General features: G+C 64.7%; 10 protein-coding genes and 5 pseudogenes. 7 read left to right on the forward strand and 8 right to left on the reverse strand.

The features are described from left to right. Positions 1–371 (reverse strand): annotated as a pseudogene (locus QQY24_RS32080) (ATP-binding protein); the annotation flags it as partial. Then, positions 368–2,008 carry an IS21 family transposase gene (gene istA, locus QQY24_RS32085; RefSeq protein ID WP_301976488.1) on the reverse strand — a complete coding sequence of 547 codons (1,641 nt, stop codon included), beginning with the start codon at positions 2,006–2,008 and terminating at the stop codon, positions 368–370. The gene istA and the pseudogene QQY24_RS32080, both read right to left, overlap by 4 nt. A 189-nt stretch (positions 2,009–2,197) precedes the next feature. Here istA and QQY24_RS32090 point away from each other — a divergent pair. Further along, positions 2,198–3,493 (forward strand): annotated as a pseudogene (locus tag QQY24_RS32090) (IS256 family transposase). 230 nt (positions 3,494–3,723) lie between these two features. Further along, positions 3,724–4,556, forward strand: a protein-coding gene (locus QQY24_RS32095; RefSeq protein WP_301972491.1) for an IS5 family transposase whose coding sequence is annotated in 2 segments (ribosomal slippage) — positions 3,724–4,084 and positions 4,084–4,556 — 834 coding nt in all. Because the reading frame shifts where the segments join, the coding sequence is not laid out codon by codon here. 270 nt (positions 4,557–4,826) lie between these two features. Here QQY24_RS32095 and QQY24_RS32100 read toward each other — a convergent pair. Genes QQY24_RS32100 through QQY24_RS32115 form a run of 4 tightly spaced genes read right to left on the reverse strand, consistent with a single transcriptional unit; the run spans position 4,827 to position 8,532 of the window. Next, the gene (locus QQY24_RS32100; protein WP_301976489.1) at positions 4,827–6,056 is read right to left on the reverse strand and encodes an MFS transporter; all 1,230 of its coding nucleotides are present in this window, start codon (positions 6,054–6,056) and stop codon (positions 4,827–4,829) included. A gap of 37 nt (positions 6,057–6,093) precedes the next feature. Next, on the reverse strand, positions 6,094–6,981 hold the full coding sequence (locus QQY24_RS32105) for a hypothetical protein (protein WP_301976490.1): 888 nt from the start codon (positions 6,979–6,981) through the stop codon (positions 6,094–6,096). Next, positions 6,968–7,300, reverse strand: a complete 333-nt coding sequence (locus QQY24_RS32110; protein WP_301976491.1) for a hypothetical protein — start codon at positions 7,298–7,300, stop codon at positions 6,968–6,970. The genes QQY24_RS32105 and QQY24_RS32110 overlap by 14 nt, the downstream gene beginning before the upstream one ends. A gap of 38 nt (positions 7,301–7,338) precedes the next feature. After that, complete coding sequence (locus QQY24_RS32115) at positions 7,339–8,532, reverse strand: tetratricopeptide repeat protein (protein ID WP_301976492.1); 1,194 nt, start codon at positions 8,530–8,532, stop codon at positions 7,339–7,341. 417 nt (positions 8,533–8,949) lie between these two features. Between QQY24_RS32115 and QQY24_RS32120 the strand changes: the two genes are divergently transcribed. Both QQY24_RS32120 and QQY24_RS32125 read left to right on the forward strand, forming a co-directional pair. Further along, the gene (locus tag QQY24_RS32120) at positions 8,950–9,834 is read left to right on the forward strand and encodes a GNAT family N-acetyltransferase (protein ID WP_301976493.1); all 885 of its coding nucleotides are present in this window, start codon (positions 8,950–8,952) and stop codon (positions 9,832–9,834) included. Between the two features lie 378 nt (positions 9,835–10,212). Beyond that, positions 10,213–11,508: pseudogene (locus tag QQY24_RS32125) on the forward strand (IS256 family transposase). 6 nt (positions 11,509–11,514) lie between these two features. Here the strand turns inward: QQY24_RS32125 and QQY24_RS32130 are convergent. Further along, positions 11,515–11,979: pseudogene (locus tag QQY24_RS32130) on the reverse strand (IS5 family transposase); the annotation flags it as partial. A gap of 58 nt (positions 11,980–12,037) precedes the next feature. Between QQY24_RS32130 and QQY24_RS32135 the strand changes: the two are divergent. Further along, a complete protein-coding gene (locus QQY24_RS32135) occupies positions 12,038–13,294 on the forward strand; it encodes an IS701 family transposase (protein ID WP_301970644.1) in 1,257 nt (418 codons plus the stop codon). A 92-nt stretch (positions 13,295–13,386) separates the two neighbouring features. On the opposite strand, the pseudogene QQY24_RS32140 reads toward QQY24_RS32135, so the two are convergent. Beyond that, positions 13,387–13,749, reverse strand: a pseudogene (locus QQY24_RS32140) (transposase); the annotation flags it as partial. A gap of 705 nt (positions 13,750–14,454) precedes the next feature. On the opposite strand from QQY24_RS32140, the gene QQY24_RS32145 reads away from it, so the two are divergent. Both QQY24_RS32145 and QQY24_RS32150 read left to right on the forward strand, forming a co-directional pair. After that, a complete protein-coding gene (locus QQY24_RS32145; protein WP_301976494.1) occupies positions 14,455–14,811 on the forward strand; it encodes a peptidase inhibitor family I36 protein in 357 nt (118 codons plus the stop codon). A gap of 239 nt (positions 14,812–15,050) precedes the next feature. Next, on the forward strand, positions 15,051–15,194 hold the full coding sequence (locus QQY24_RS32150) for a hypothetical protein (protein WP_301976495.1): 144 nt from the start codon (positions 15,051–15,053) through the stop codon (positions 15,192–15,194). The last annotated feature ends 203 nt before the right edge of the window (positions 15,195–15,397 follow it).

The raw sequence follows: 15,397 nt of genomic DNA on the forward strand, positions 1-15,397 counted from the left end.
CTTGCCGGTGCCGGAGTCGCCAATCAAGCAGAGTGGCTGGCTCTTCTTGATCCACTCGCAGCTGGCAAGCGTGTGGATGGTGGCCGGGTCGATGTTGGAGTTGGCGTCGAAGTCGAATGCTCGCAGGGACTTCTCCCGCGGGAAGCCAGCGGCCTTGATCCGCCGTTCCGAGCGGCGCCGGGCCCGGTCGTCGCACTCGGCCATCAGCAGCTCGGCGAGGAAGCCGCGGTAGGTCATCTGGTCCTTCACCGCCCGGTCGGCGATGCCGGGGAACTCGTTGCGGATGACGGAAGCTGCAGCATGCGGCAGGCGGTGTCGATGGCGGCGTCGGCGGCCTGCTCGGTCAAGCCTCGCTGGCGGGGCAGGGTCACTGGGCTTCTCCCTCTTGGTGGGCGCCGCCGCTGGCGCGACGACGTCGGAGCAACTGGTCATAGGGGGTCACCGACGGCAGGGGCCTGGTGTCCGGCGGGAGATGGGACAGCTTCCACTCGTGCAGGGACGTCACGTTCGCCGCCGGTGTGCCAGGCAGCGGCCGGCTTGCCAGGTCGGGTTCGGTCTCGGCCTGGGCTGCCTTGCGGGCCTCCAGGGCGACTGCGTCGGCGGTCATCGCCCCGGCGCGCAGGGCTGCGGCCAGACCGGCGACGATGTGCTCGTGCGGCAGGTGCCGTCCCAGCAGCAGGACCTCGATCAGGGCCCGGGTGCCGTCCCGCTCGCCGTGGACCTTCTGAGCCTGAGCCCACCAGGCGTCGTGGACGGGGGTGAACTTGCCTGCTGAGCGGGCTTGCTCGAGGGCGGTGGAGCCGGGGAACGCGCCGGGCTTGCGGACCAGGACCTCCAGGTAATGATCCAGATCCAGGCGGACGGCGCCCTTGGCGATCAGCCTCTCGTGCCGGGCCACTTCCACGTTCTGGTCGTAAACCACCAGGTGAGAAGCATGCAAGACGACCCGCACCCGCTTGCCGATCAACCGGATCGGCACCGAGTAGCGGTTTGTGCGGACCGGGATCTGGCCGTAGCGGTCGACCCGCGGGGTGAACAGCCGGCCCGTCTCGAACGGCTCCTCGGGCAACGGCAGCAACAACGGCTGCTCGAGTGCGAAGCACTCCGCGACGGTCTTGGACCGGGCACCGATGCGGCGTGCGTCGTCCTGCCGGTCCCACAGCTCGACCATCTCGTTCAGCTCGGCGAGCGAGGCTACCTCGGGGACGGGAACGAAGTGGTTGCGGCGGAAGTAGCCGATCTGCCCCTCGACGCCGCCCTTCTCATGGGCGCCTTCGATGCCCGGACGGCAGTAGAAGCTCTCGATGCCGAAGTGCGACTTGAAGGCGATCCACCGGTCGGCCTCGACCCTGGCCCGGCTCAGTCCCAGCACCCGGGCGACGGCGGCTTTGAGGTTGTCGTAGCGGACCTTGCTCCGCGGGACGCCGCCCAGCGTCCGCAGCGCGTGGACATGGCCTTCGAAGAAGGCTTCCTGGCCGCAGGAGGCGAACACTCGGTGGACGGCCTTACCCGAATACGAAAGGCGGAAGGAGAACAAGTAGCAGGTCACCAGCTCGCCGGCGAGGCGGATCGTCACGTCGCCGAAGTCAACTTCCGCCTCGTGCCCGGGCTGGTGGGTCTGCGGGACGAACGCCTCCAGCGGGGCCTTGCCGGACTCGACCAGGATCTCCGGCTTCCGGGCGGCAACGTAGTAGCGGACCATCCCGTAGGAGACGTCCGCCCCGTGCTCGTCGACCAGGCGGTGAAAGATGCGGGTGACGGTGTGCCGCTGCTTGCGCGGAGCATCCAGGTCGGCGCGGAGGATGCCGTCGATCACCGGCTTGTACGGGTCCAGAGCGGTCGCCCGGGGCGGCAGCTTCTTCCGAGGCTCAGGCCAGGCCGAATCCAGTGCCTTGCGAACCGTCCGCCACGTCACGCCGTGCTTGCGCTCGAGCTCTCGCATCGACATGCCGCCGCGATGGTCACGCCGGATCGCCGCGTACAGCTCGACCTTCGACAACTGCGGCATGACCAGCACCTTTCACCAGGAGCATCCCGATGCTGCCCTGGCAAGAGACCCGGTGCCTCCCAAACTCATCAACACCACCCGTCCGTGGAACGGGGCGCCTCCCAAACTCATCGACAAGCGACGTCACTACTGCTCGATAAAGCCAGTTACGGTCTTCGGTGTAACTTCCGATCATGGAAGTAGCACCTGATGAGCGACGTGACTGTCTCTGCCGAGGCGGTTGAAGAGGTCCGGCCGTCCGAGTTGTCGGCGGACGTGCTGGACGAGCAGTTGATCGGGCAGTTGGTCGACCGGGCCCGCGCGAGCGGGCTGCAGCTGACCGGTGAGGGCGGGCTGCTGCAGCAGCTGACCAAACGCGTGCTGGAGTCCGCTCTCGAAGGGGAGATCACCGACCACCTCGGCTACGAGAAGCACGATCCGGCCGGTGCCGGCAGCGGCAACAGCCGCAACGGGGTCCGGTCCAAGACCGCGCTGACCGATGTCGGGCCGGTTCAGATCACGGTGCCGCGTGACCGCGAGGGAAGCTTCGAGCCGCAGATCGTCAAGAAGCGCCAGCGGCGGCTGACCGGTGTCGACGAGATGGTCCTGTCGCTGTCCGCGCGTGGTCTGACGCACGGTGACATCTCCGCCCACCTGGCCGAGGTCTACGGCGCGAGCGTGTCTAAGCAGACCATCTCGACCATCACCGACAAGGTCATGGACGGGATGGCCGAGTGGCAGAACCGCCCGCTGGACCCGGTCTATCCGGTGGTCTTCATCGACTGCGTGCACGTGAAGGTACGCGACGGGCAGGTGGCGAACCGGCCCATATACGTCGCACTCGCAGTCACGGTGGACGGCACCCGCGACATCCTCGGCCTGTGGGCCGGCGACGGCGGCGAGGGCGCCAAGTACTGGCTCCAGGTCCTGACCGAGATCAAGAACCGCGGTGTCGAGGACGTGTGCATGGTCGTCTGCGACGGGCTCTAGGGCCTGCCCGACTCCATCTCGGCGGTCTGGCCCTAGGCGGTCACCCAGACCTGCGTCGTCCACCTGATCCGGGCGTCCTTCCGCTATGCGGGCCGCCAGGACTGGGACAAGATCTCCCGCGCGCTCAAGCCTGTCTACACGGCTCCGACCGCAGATGCGGCGGAAGACCGGTTCCTGGAGTTCCAGGAGGAGTGGGGCGCCAAATATCCGGCGATCGTGAGGCTTTGGGAGAACGCCTGGGCCGAGTTCGTACCGTTCCTCCAGTTCGACGCCGAGATCCGCCGTGTCGTCTGCACCACCAACGCGATCGAGTCGGTCAACGCTCGCATACGGAAAGCCGTCCGGGCCCGTGGGCACTTCCCGAACGAGGCCGCAGCCCTCAAATGCGTCTACATGGCCGTCATGAGCCTCGACCCCACCGGCCAGGGACGCAAACGCTGGACCATGCGCTGGAAGCCCGCCCTGCAGGCTTTCGACATCGCCTTCGACGGTCGACTCTCCGTCGGCCGCCGCTAAATCACACCACCCGAGTTACACCGTTGGCTGGACAGACCCCCTCCTGGTACTGCTCGGTTGGGATCGCAACCCCGAGCTACCAAGAGGCCCTGCCGCTATGCCCCGACCACCGAGAGATCACCCGAACAGGAACCCTGTTCGGGTGATCAAGCCTGCCGAACGGTAAGCGGATGGCGTCTAAGAACTCCTAACGAAATGATCTTCGAGGTGGTTGGATCACTACGGCAGCGATGATCTGGGGGTGCGAAGTGGCACGGCCGAAGCCGTGGGAAGTCGACGACGAGCTGTGGGCGGTGATCGAACCGCTGCTGCCCAAGGTCGAGCGTCGGGCCCGGCACCCAGGGCGCAAGCGGCATCCGGACCGGCTGGTGTTCCAGGGCATCCTGTTCGTCCTGCACACCGGGATCTCCTGGGAACACCTGCCGCAGGAACTCGGCTTCGGCTCGGGCATGACCTGCTGGCGACGCCTGGCCGAGTGGACCGGGGCCGGCGTGTGGCCCCGACTGCACGAGGTCCTCCTTGCCAAGCTCCGCAGCGCGAACGCCCTGGACTTCTCCCGAGCGGCCGTCGACGGCTCCCACATCCGCGCGCTAAAGGGGGTCCCAAGACCGGACGAAGCCCTGTTGACCGGGGCAGAACCGGCAGCAAGCACCACCTGATCACCGACGCCACCGGCATCCCGCTCGCCGCCACGCTGACCGGCGGCAACCGCAACGACGTCACCCAGCTGATCCCTCTGCTGGAGGCGATACCGCCGGTGCGGGGCAAGCGAGGCCGGCCCCGACGCCGCCCGGACGTGGTGCTGGGCGACCGCGGCTACGACCACGACAAGTACCGCCGGCTCGTCCGGGACCTGGGCGTGAAGCCACTGATCGCCCGACGCGGCACCGAACACGGCTCCGGACTCGGCACCCAACGCTGGGTCGTGGAACGCGCATTCGCCCACCTGCACTGGTTCCGCCGTCTGCGGATCCGCTGGGAGATCCGCGACGACATCCACGAAGCCTTCCTCACCCTCGGATGCGCGCTCATCTGCTGGAGGCGCCTGACGTCATTGCGATAGGAGTTCTAAGGACATATACAGAACCCCGCGCGGGATGCGGTGCGTTGGAGAGCGCTGACGACGCGGTCGCGGGCAGCGTCATCCTTGAGGCAGGTGCGGGCCCGGGCCAGCGGTGAGGGGTAGCAGGCGGGCCCCGGTCCCCGCCCGGGCAATGCCCTCATCTGTCAGCACCGCGCCGACGCGGAATCCGCGCCACGGGCGTTTCACCTGTGCGGAGTTGAGCAGGAGAATGCCCGGGCCGGACTGCTCGACGTGCGGGACCACCGGATATCAGACTGGCGTTTCGCTGGGGTTGCGATCGACGAACTTGAACGCCGGGACCGCTGCGGCACACAGGATGAATAGCATAGCTGCGACAGCCCAACCGACTCCACCGAATTGGATGACGACGAAAGAGGCAATGAGAGGGCCCACAGCACGTTCCGCCGTGGCACTGAGACTGTAAACGGCGAGAAAGCGCGTCCTCTTGTCCTCAGGGGCCAATTCCACGGATATCCACCAACTGGCGGCAATGAATCTGGCCTCTCCAAGCGTCAGTATCGCGACACCGAGGATCAGGCCCCCGCCCAGTAGCCAGCCCGAGAACAGCCAGAAAATTCCAATGACCGACGCTCCCCCAGCCAGCATGAATGCGGCCTGCACAAGGGCGCGGGACGCGACCTCTGTGGTCACGATGTCGCGAGACATCCTCGGCTGTGCGATAACTGTTATCGCCGTATTGACGAGAAGCACCAACCCGACGAGACCTGCGGTGGCATCGTCCCGATCCGAGATTTGCAGCGGTATGGCCACCGTCAGCAGAGCATCCGACAGCAGGAAGAAAACCGACAGGGCAACGAAGGAAAGGTACCGCGGATTGGGCCACTCTCCGGAAAAAACGTTACGTCGCTTCATTACGGCCAAGGTGCCAGCGGTGTCCACCGGTTTCATCAGGATAGCCGCTATGAAGAAAGAAAGTCCGTTCAACACCATGATCAACGGATAACCGAAATCCGGGTTGAGGAAGATGGCTACTGCCACGATGAGGGCACCCAAACCGACCCCGGCGTTCTGGAGCGAATACCGCCAGGCCATGATCTCGACGCGTTGATCAGAAGGAAGAACGGCGGCCAGAAGAGCTTGGGAGGCCGGATTGGAGAGGCGGTCCGCAATGGTGACGACGAGCGTCACTGCTATGAACAGGGGAACGGAGTCGGCCAATAGGTAAGAAGAGTACAGAAGTCCGCGAAATATATGGAGGACAATAATGATCCGCTTGAGATCAAAGCGCTCCAGGAAGGCACTGAGGGGCACCGTGGTGACCAGCGTGACGAGCGCACAGACCGACAGCGTGAAGGCGACGGTGTCGTCTGGTATACGCAGGTGAGAGCTGAAATAGAGAACCGAGCCAGACATGAAGGCGCCAGTTCCCGTTGCGTTCACCAGCGCCGTTACCAACAGTGACTTCACTGTTGTCGAGGCGGTCAGGACGGGGTGATTTCGAAACATAGTGGACTTCATTCCCGGCGATGTGATGTGGAACGGCGAGTCGCCAGCCTTACGGCATAAAACAGAAGTAGGTGGAAACTGTGGCTATGGAGAACGCCGTCAGCGTGCCAGGGAACAGAAAGGTGAACGCGGCATGCATGATCAGGCCGGCTGCGAGGGCGTACGGCCACAGCCACGGGGTCAGAACCGCGACAGGCAGGGCAGCCTCCAGAACAAGGACCGAGGTCATCACAAACCGAAGTATCTTGTCACCAGGCTCTACCTTCGAAACCCAAGAACGAAGCGTCGCCGGGTACCAACCGTCAAAGTGATGACGCTGCGACTGCTCGGCAAGGGTGTATCTCAACACCGACACGACGACCGTTCCGGAAATGAAGGACGAGTTTGCCTTTCGGAATACACCACCGATGTAGAGAGCACTGATAGTCAAAGCCACTGCACTTTGACAAAAACGTGATCCGTGCGCGGAGGCGATAACCTGCCAAGCAGACTGCGGGTCCCCTTCCATCAGGTGCATGAAGGGGTCCCACAGAGGAGGCAGCGACGGAGTGAATATGAAACAGCACGCTAGCAGAGTAAAAAAGTTCACATGAAACTTGAAGTGGATGAATCCCTCGAAGGCGAAACAGAGAGCCAAACCCGCGGCTGACGTTTGGGGGATAACCCCGAGGAACAGCGCCAAAGAGAAGGCAAATCGCGCGATGATAAAGACTCGGTAGTGAATCGCCGTCGGCATTCTCTGTCGGTGCTTCAGGTGACGCGCGCGCAGCCTGAAGTAAAGGTAGGTTGTCGGCTCGTAGTAGCCGACATATTCGCGCTTGAACTCGATCGCGATCTTGATGAGGCAGGCAAGTGCGAACCCGGTCCTTGCCAGCCATAGGCCCCCGGCCGGGCCATCACCCACCAGAATGTCTATGAATTCCTCAGTCGACCACACGAGATTCCTCAACGATCAGCTGAAACGTTTTCATATCCTCACGTACGTCGACCGTTCCGCAGAGATCGTTCATACCGTGTACGCGGGCCAGGTAGTAGAGGAAGAGTCTTACTTCCTGGTTGCTCATGTTCAATTGGGTGTGCGGAAGGAAATCCCAGATATTCAGTTCCGCACCACTGCTGCGGCTATGGAGCGAGAAACTCGATGTCTTGACTCCGGCAAACATATGCCACGTGGCAAAACCCGGCTTCCTACGGGCAGAGCGCCAAATTAGCAGGCCGAGATAAGCTGCCAAGGTGAGAGCAGCAAGGTATGCCATGGTCGTGTCGGCTCCGAACGGCTACGTCTCGAGCGAGGTCAGGTGGCCTCGATGGCTGCAATACGTTGAGCAGGTGCTAAGCCCGTAGGCCACAGTTCGAGAGATTTCTTGTAACACTGGACAGCCTCTTGCGCCTCGCCCAGCCGCTCCCAGCAGCGGCCGGCATTGAACCAAGCGATACGTCCGAGCGGGACCTGGAATCGCGCAGATGTCAAGTACGCTTGCAAAGCTCCGAGTTCGTCGCCATCTCTTCTCCGCAACTCGCCGACTTGAAGCCAGGCCTTGCTGTCGATGGGGTCGATCTTGGAGACCATCTCCTCCATCAAGTCCCTACTTCTTGTCTTATTGCCGAGGGCAGCTTCGGTCCGGGAGGCCGATTCCACGGCAGGGTACATATTCTCGGTTGCCAAGATGCGGGTGCGGTCATCATGACCGACCAGTTCACGAGCAATACCGAGCCATCTGTCCAGATCGGCACGGAGGTCGTCGTGGCGGCCGTTGAGGAAGGGTTCGAAGGCAGCAGCTCGGTAAAATCTGCTCGTCGTCAGCGCCTTCTCGAAGTCATCCACATGCGGCAGAGCAACATAACGCTCTAGTGCCTCAGAACCTCGTCCATGCCACTTCGCCAGCTCTGGAAGTTGCTTCAACTGAGCGCTGGCAACAATGGCCAGGATGCACAGAGAGAGCCGAGTCCTAGCATAAGTCACGTCCGAGCCGAGTTCGAGGTACAACCCCTCGAACTCTCGCTGGTAGTCGCGCCGACCCAGGTGAATTATGTGATTTATGAAGATACCGGTGTAGCGGGCGTAGGAGTATCCTGGCCCCGTACGGTCCGGAACGGCCTTCAGGAGGTCCCGGGCTTTCTCATGAAAGCCCAGGTATGAAATCGTTCTGGCCAGTAGGGCCAACTCCAGCGGATCCTCCGGCAGATCCACTACGTCATCGGCCAAGCGTCGTTTCGCAGGGCTGCCCGGAACTTCGATCCAGTCCTCAAAGTCTGCCTGAGCGGCGGCGTTGGGCAGGTCGGCCAGATCGACCGCCTTGGACAGTTCGGAGCGAAACGTGGTGATCATGGAGCGCTGCAGATAGGGGCTTGCGAACCACGGCTCGGCCTTACGTGTATATGCATCCCAGGCCAAGCAGGGCGCGTGCGTGAAAATCGGAGCGTCTGTCGGCCTTTCTCCCATGTCCAGGTACGGAGCAAGATGACGCTCCAAGGAGAAGACAGACATGTCATCTGCGAGTGTCACTGTTTTCTCTCCCAATAGATCGCCCCCTTGCCCGTGCAGGCGAGGGGGCGATCTCTTATTTGTTCAGTTGTCAGTCAAGGTGAACGGGGGCACCCGCGATAACCGTGCCCTCGAGGTCCGTGTAGATGTCATCGTTCATCTGCTCAGCCATGACAACCTCCGTAAAATTCTTTCAGAAAACTTCCCCCGACTGGAGGAATGGAATGATCGTAGGTGCGGCTAGTTGCACTGGTCAAGGATCTATTTTCGGTCAAGTCATGCCTGGTCAGCGCATCTTTTTCCCGTAAAACACCTTATGCCCGAATTTTTCTCATATGTCAAAGGCGTGACTCAACGCGACGACGCGAGCCGTACGCACCCCCGTGGGAATGCCCCCCAGGCGGCGCGTCATGATGGTCTATGGCAACTATCGAAACCTGGCACTTCAGCCGAGATCTGGGCGCCTTTCTCGACCACACGGAGACATTCCTCCGCTCACAGCCGACACTGCACACCGTGCTACTGACAGTGACCAATGCACTTCGTCAAGCAGGACCGATGGCGCCCGGCCCGGGAGCACCGCTCTTCGGCACGCTCGCTCAAGACGGGCACACGCTGGCTGCGTTTGTATACACGCAGCAGCACGGGTTGGTCGTCTCACCGTTGTCCGAGCCCGCGGCCGCGGCTCTGGCGGCTCGTCTCGCGGACGAAGGGGAGACCCCGCACAGTTTCTCCGGCGACCGTGAGAGTGTCGAGGCGATCGTGAACGCCTGGCGACAGTGCACCGGAGACGCCGTCGTGCAACACCGCCGCGAACGTCTCTACAGCCTCGATACTCTGACTGCCCCTGCTCGGATGCCCGCAGGCCGGGCGCAGGTCGCTGATCAGGCGGACCGTTCCCTACTCATGCGCTGGGCGCAAGAGTATGCCACCGCTATCGGCGAGCCCGACGGGCGCGACTTCGGCAACTGGGCGGACACGCGCCTCGCCTACGGAGGAGTCACCCTATGGGAGAACGACGAAGGCGAACCCGCCGCCATGGCTGGCTGCTCACCCCTCATCGCTGGCCAAGTCCGGATCGCACCCGTCTACACGCCGATCCACCTTCGTGGGCACGGATACGGAAGCGCGGTCACCGCTGCTGTGGCGCAAGCCGCCCTAGTCGGCGGCGCGGACAATGTGCTCCTCTTCACGGACCTCGCCAACGCCACCAGCAACGCGCTCTACCAGCGCCTCGGCTTTCGCCCTATAACCGACTTTGTCAGCTACCGCCGCTACGGGCGTGGGTCAGTAACGGCCAATTGACCGGGCGGTCGTGATGGGCTGATCGATTGCCCTCGCCCGGTCGGTGTGTGGGAGCAGCCTTGCCGCGCTTGGTCCGCGGCTTGCGGGCCAAGCGCTCTTTGAAAGTGGCGTCCATGGGGATCCGCCAATATGCGCCAAATCGGCTGACTGAGGCGACACCGTCGCTCCCCCACTCACCGCACCCGCGGCACCCGTATAGTCAGCCGCAGGACACGCCAGACTGCCCGTGATGTGTGTCACGTTACCAGGCGGAAAGAAACACGAAGACCGCACACACCGCTGCGCACACACGAGACACAGCCCCCGCCTAATACTCCAGTACGGTTTCGGGGTCTGTACGGTCTTCGGTGTAACTTCCGATCATGGAAGTAGCACCTGATGAGCGACGTGACTGTCTCTGCCGAGGCGGTTGAAGAGGTCCGGCCGTCCGAGTTGTCGGCGGACGTGCTGGACGAGCAGTTGATCGGGCAGTTGGTCGACCGGGCCCGCGCGAGCGGGCTGCAGCTGACCGGTGAGGGCGGGCTGCTGCAGCAGCTGACCAAACGCGTGCTGGAGTCCGCTCTCGAAGGGGAGATCACCGACCACCTCGGCTACGAGAAGCACGATCCGGCCGGTGCCGGCAGCGGCAACAGCCGCAACGGGGTCCGGTCCAAGACCGCGCTGACCGATGTCGGGCCGGTTCAGATCACGGTGCCGCGTGACCGCGAGGGAAGCTTCGAGCCGCAGATCGTCAAGAAGCGCCAGCGGCGGCTGACCGGTGTCGACGAGATGGTCCTGTCGCTGTCCGCGCGTGGTCTGACGCACGGTGACATCTCCGCCCACCTGGCCGAGGTCTACGGCGCGAGCGTGTCTAAGCAGACCATCTCGACCATCACCGACAAGGTCATGGACGGGATGGCCGAGTGGCAGAACCGCCCGCTGGACCCGGTCTATCCGGTGGTCTTCATCGACTGCGTGCACGTGAAGGTACGCGACGGGCAGGTGGCGAACCGGCCCATATACGTCGCACTCGCAGTCACGGTGGACGGCACCCGCGACATCCTCGGCCTGTGGGCCGGCGACGGCGGCGAGGGCGCCAAGTACTGGCTCCAGGTCCTGACTGAGATCAAGAACCGCGGTGTCGAGGACGTGTGCATGGTCGTCTGCGACGGGCTCTAGGGCCTGCCCGACTCCATCTCGGCGGTCTGGCCCTAGGCGGTCACCCAGACCTGCGTCGTCCACCTGATCCGGGCGTCCTTCCGCTATGCGGGCCGCCAGGACTGGGACAAGATCTCCCGCGCGCTCAAGCCTGTCTACACGGCTCCGACCGCAGATGCGGCGGAAAACCGGTTCCTGGAGTTCCAGGAGGAGTGGGGCGCCAAATATCCGGCGATCGTGAGGCTTTGGGAGAACGCCTGGGCCGAGTTCGTACCGTTCCTCCAGTTCGACGCCGAGATCCGCCGTGTCGTCTGCACCACCAACGCGATCGAGTCGGTCAACGCTCGCATACGGAAAGCCGTCCGGGCCCGTGGGCACTTCCCGAACGAGGCCGCAGCCCTCAAATGCGTCTACATGGCCGTCATGAGCCTCGACCCCACCGGCCAGGGACGCAAACGCTGGACCATGCGCTGGAAGCCCGCCCTGCAGGCTTTCGACATCGCCTTCGACGGTCGACTCTCCGTCGGCCGCCGCTAAGAACTCCTATCGCAATGACGTCAGGCGCCTCCAGCAGATGAGCGCGCATCCGAGGGTGAGGAAGGCTTCGTGGATGTCGTCGCGGATCTCCCAGCGGATCCGCAGACGGCGGAACCAGTGCAGGTGGGCGAATGCGCGTTCCACGACCCAGCGTTGGGTGCCAAGTCCGGAGCCGTGTTCGGTGCCGCGTCGGGCGATCAGTGGCTTCACGCCCAGGTCCCGGACGAGCCGGCGGTACTTGTCGTGGTCGTAGCCGCGGTCGCCCAGCACCACGTCCGGGCGGCGTCGGGGCCGGCCTCGCTTGCCCCGCACCGGCGGTATCGCCTCCAGCAGAGGGATCAGCTGGGTGACGTCGTTGCGGTTGCCGCCGGTCAGCGTGGCGGCGAGCGGGATGCCGGTGGCGTCGGTGATCAGGTGGTGCTTGCTGCCGGTTCTGCCCCGGTCAACAGGGCTTCGTCCGGTCTTGGGACCCCCTTTAGTACTCCAGCAGCGGTTCGTGTCCTGAGCTGGTGGTTGTCGTTGTCCTGGTATGGAGGGGATGAGTGAAGCCGCTTGCTGGGCCGGCGAGTTGGAGTTGGTGTTCGCTCGGGTGGCGGGCAGGTTCACTCGGGCGGATCTGCGGTGGCGGATGCGGGACTACGTCCGTGGTCTGCTGGGGCGGGCGACACGCAAGAACGGCTGGCAGCTTGCGGAATGGGCAGGTCACCGCACTCCGGACGGCTTTCAGCGGCTGCTGAACAGCAGTGTCTGGGACGCGGACGCCCTGCGTGACGACGTCCGTGCCTACGTCGCCGAACGGCTCGGACCGGGCGGTGTGCTGATCATCGACGACACGGGATTCATCAAGAAGGGCACCACCTCAGCCGGGGTCAGTCGGCAGTACACCGGCACCTCAGGAAAGATCGACAACTGTCAGATCGGCGTGTTCGCCGCCTACGCCACCAGCTCAGGCCGGGCCTTGGTGGACCGGGAGCTCTACCTGCCCAAAGCCTGGACGTCCGACCGTGACCGCTGCCGGGCGGCCAAGATCCCCGACGGGCGAGGCTTTGCGACCAAGGGGGAACTGGCCCGGGACATCGTCCGCCGCTGCCTGGCCGCCGGCCTGCCGGCGTCGTGGGTGACCGCGGATGAGGCCTACGGGCAGGACTGGCACTTCCGCCGCCTGCTCGAGCAGACGGGCGTCGGCTACGTGGTGGCGGTGCCCAAGTCCCAGCAGATCAAGTCCCTGGCCGGCATCTGGCGCATCGACCATCTCATCGATGAAGCACCCGATGATGCCTGGCAGCGGCTGTCCTGCGGCGATGGGGCGAAGGGCCCGCGGATCTACGACTGGGCCGGGGCCAAGTTGCCCGCCAACATCATCTTCGATCCGGATCCGCCGACCCATCACCGGTGGGTGATGGCCCGCCGCAGCCTGTCCGACCCCGAAGATGTGGCCTACTACCTGGCCTACGCACCCGTGGGTGTCGAGATCGCCGAGCTGGTCCGCATCGCCGGCTCCCGCTGGGCGATCGAGGAGTGCTTCCAGGCCGCGAAGAACGAGTGCGGCCTGGACGAGTACGAAGTCCGCCGCTATGTCGGCTGGTATCGGCACATCACCCTGGCCATGCTCGCCCACGCCGTCTTGGCCGCACTCGCAGCACAAGCCCAGGCCGGCGGGGAGGCAAAGGGGGCTGCAGAAACGGATCAGCCACCGTCCCGCTCACCGTGGCAGAGATCCGGCGGCTCCTGGACACTCTCCTGCCCCACCCACGAGCCGACCGCGATCCCATCACCCACGCACTGAACTGGTCCGCCTGGAGAAGACACCGCCAGGCCATCGCCCGCCGCTGCCACTACCGAAAACGCACCTCAGGCCACGAACCGCTGCTGGAGTATTAGCGCGCGGATGTGGGAGCCGTCGACGGCCGCTCGGGAGAAGTCCAGGGCGTTCGCGCTGCGGAGCTTGGCAAGGAGGACCTCGTGCAGTCGGGGCCACACGCCGGCCCCGGTCCACTCGGCCAGGCGTCGCCAGCAGGTCATGCCCGAGCCGAAGCCGAGTTCCTGCGGCAGGTGTTCCCAGGAGATCCCGGTGTGCAGGACGAACAGGATGCCCTGGAACACCAGCCGGTCCGGATGCCGCTTGCGCCCTGGGTGCCGGGCCCGACGCTCGACCTTGGGCAGCAGCGGTTCGATCACCGCCCACAGCTCGTCGTCGACTTCCCACGGCTTCGGCCGTGCCACTTCGCACCCCCAGATCATCGCTGCCGTAATGATCCAACCACCTCGAAAATCATTTCGTTAGGAGTTCTAAATCACACCACCCGAGTTACACCGTTGGCTGGACAGACCCGACCTCCAGCCGAAGAGCCCGCCGGAACAGCCCCCGGACCGTTCCCAGCGGCGCCCCACCCCCGTCCCGCCCCCAGCGGGGCGGGGACAGGCCGCAGGCCACCCGGGGACCAGGCCTGACCACCGGTCACCAACGGCCGCAAAAAGCGCCAGGACCGCCTCCGCAACAGCAGGGCCCAGGCGCCGAACAACAAAAGCCCCGTCCCTGCAGCAGGAACGGGGCTTGTCGTATCGAGCGCCGGGCAGGCCTTGCACCTGCATCTCCCCGCAGGAAGCGGGACATCTTTCCTTAGACGACCAACGCACAGACAGCAGCCGCCGGAGCGGACCACCCATCTTCATGATCGATTCTAGCGCAGACACGCCGGCCCCGCACAACGAGGACGTCCCCGCATCGCTTCCCCTCCCTGGGGACACCAGCGGCACCCATGGGCCGCCCGCACGCCCGTGACCTGCCCCGCGCAGCCCGGCACCGAAGCGACGTCCCCGCCACCATGCGGGACGCTTCACCCGCCCCGAGAGGCCCTGCTCCTCCGCACGGCTGACTTCCCCGGCGAACCCTCCCAGCCGGCACCCGGCAGCCCATATGTGTAGTGCAGTGCCGCAATCAAAAACGTGACGCGTGCCGCGGCTGTCGCCGTCCTCGTCCTGTTCCCGCTCGCCGCCCCGGCTGCCGCCTCCACCCAGACCAGCACGGCAGGGGCAGCGATCGACTGCCCGTCCGGCTACGTGTGCATCTACCCCGAGATCAACTTCGGCGGGCAGCCCTGGGTGCGGCGCGCCGTGGACGGCAGCGTGAAGGACCCGCCCACAGCGATCCGTGACCGCGGCAGCCCCATCCGCAACAACTCCGACCCCACCGCCCACATTTACGAAAAACGCAACCACGCCGACCGGTGTGTGTCACCCGCAGCGGCGGCTCCATCCACGACCTGCGCGGCTACAACCTCAACGACCAGACCCGCTCGCTGAAAATCAACCGTAACGACTGCGGCTGAACCACCCGTACCACCACCGCCAGGGTCAAGTACGCCCGGCCGTCCCCGGCCCGGATCACCCGCACCAGACCAAGGCGCCGCGCCGGACGATCGAGGGCTGCGCATTTCAAGGAGTACGGCGCCGTGCCCTGCCGGTACGGCCATTGCCCTCATACGAATGGTCCGACCGGCCAATGCCTGCCCCACTCCTTGGCCGACCGCTGCCAACGGGACATGACCAAGCCTGTATTGCCCGACCTCACAGCCGCGCTCCTCGCCGTCCTGTCCCTCACCCCCGCCTCCGCCCACGCCGCACCCCAAACGCTGTTCTTGGCCGAGGCCGTCGACCCTCTACCCGCAGACAGGGAAAAGCAGTGACCCGCCTTGCTGGTGACCCAGGCGGTGCACGGACCATCCCCGCAGACGCGGGCAGCAGCGCACTATCGTCCAGAACATCGAAGCAGGCCGGGGACCATCCCCGCGAGCGGGGAACAGCACACCGCGGCCTCGGCGGCGAGTCACGAGGAGGGATCATCCCCGCGAGCGCGGGGAGCAGAGGTCCGGCCGAGGCAAGACCACGG

Origin of the sequence: Streptomyces sp. TG1A-8 (assembly GCF_030499535.1) — a bacterium.
In the GTDB taxonomy this organism is placed as follows: domain Bacteria; phylum Actinomycetota; class Actinomycetes; order Streptomycetales; family Streptomycetaceae; genus Streptomyces.

Bases quoted from the DNA above. Each gene is read 5' to 3' on its own strand.
- istA (WP_301976488.1), bottom strand. From the start codon at position 2,008: ATGCCGCAGTTGTCGAAGGTCGAGCTGTACGCGGCGATCCGGCGTGAC.
- QQY24_RS32100 (WP_301976489.1), bottom strand. From the start codon at position 6,056: ATGAAGTCCACTATGTTTCGAAATCACCCCGTCCTGACCGCCTCGACA.
- QQY24_RS32110 (WP_301976491.1), bottom strand. From the start codon at position 7,300: ATGGCATACCTTGCTGCTCTCACCTTGGCAGCTTATCTCGGCCTGCTA.
- QQY24_RS32115 (WP_301976492.1), bottom strand. From the start codon at position 8,532: ATGTCTGTCTTCTCCTTGGAGCGTCATCTTGCTCCGTACCTGGACATG.
- QQY24_RS32120 (WP_301976493.1), top strand. From the start codon at position 8,950: ATGGCAACTATCGAAACCTGGCACTTCAGCCGAGATCTGGGCGCCTTT.
- QQY24_RS32135 (WP_301970644.1), top strand. From the start codon at position 12,038: ATGGAGGGGATGAGTGAAGCCGCTTGCTGGGCCGGCGAGTTGGAGTTG.
- QQY24_RS32150 (WP_301976495.1), top strand. From the start codon at position 15,051: ATGACCAAGCCTGTATTGCCCGACCTCACAGCCGCGCTCCTCGCCGTC.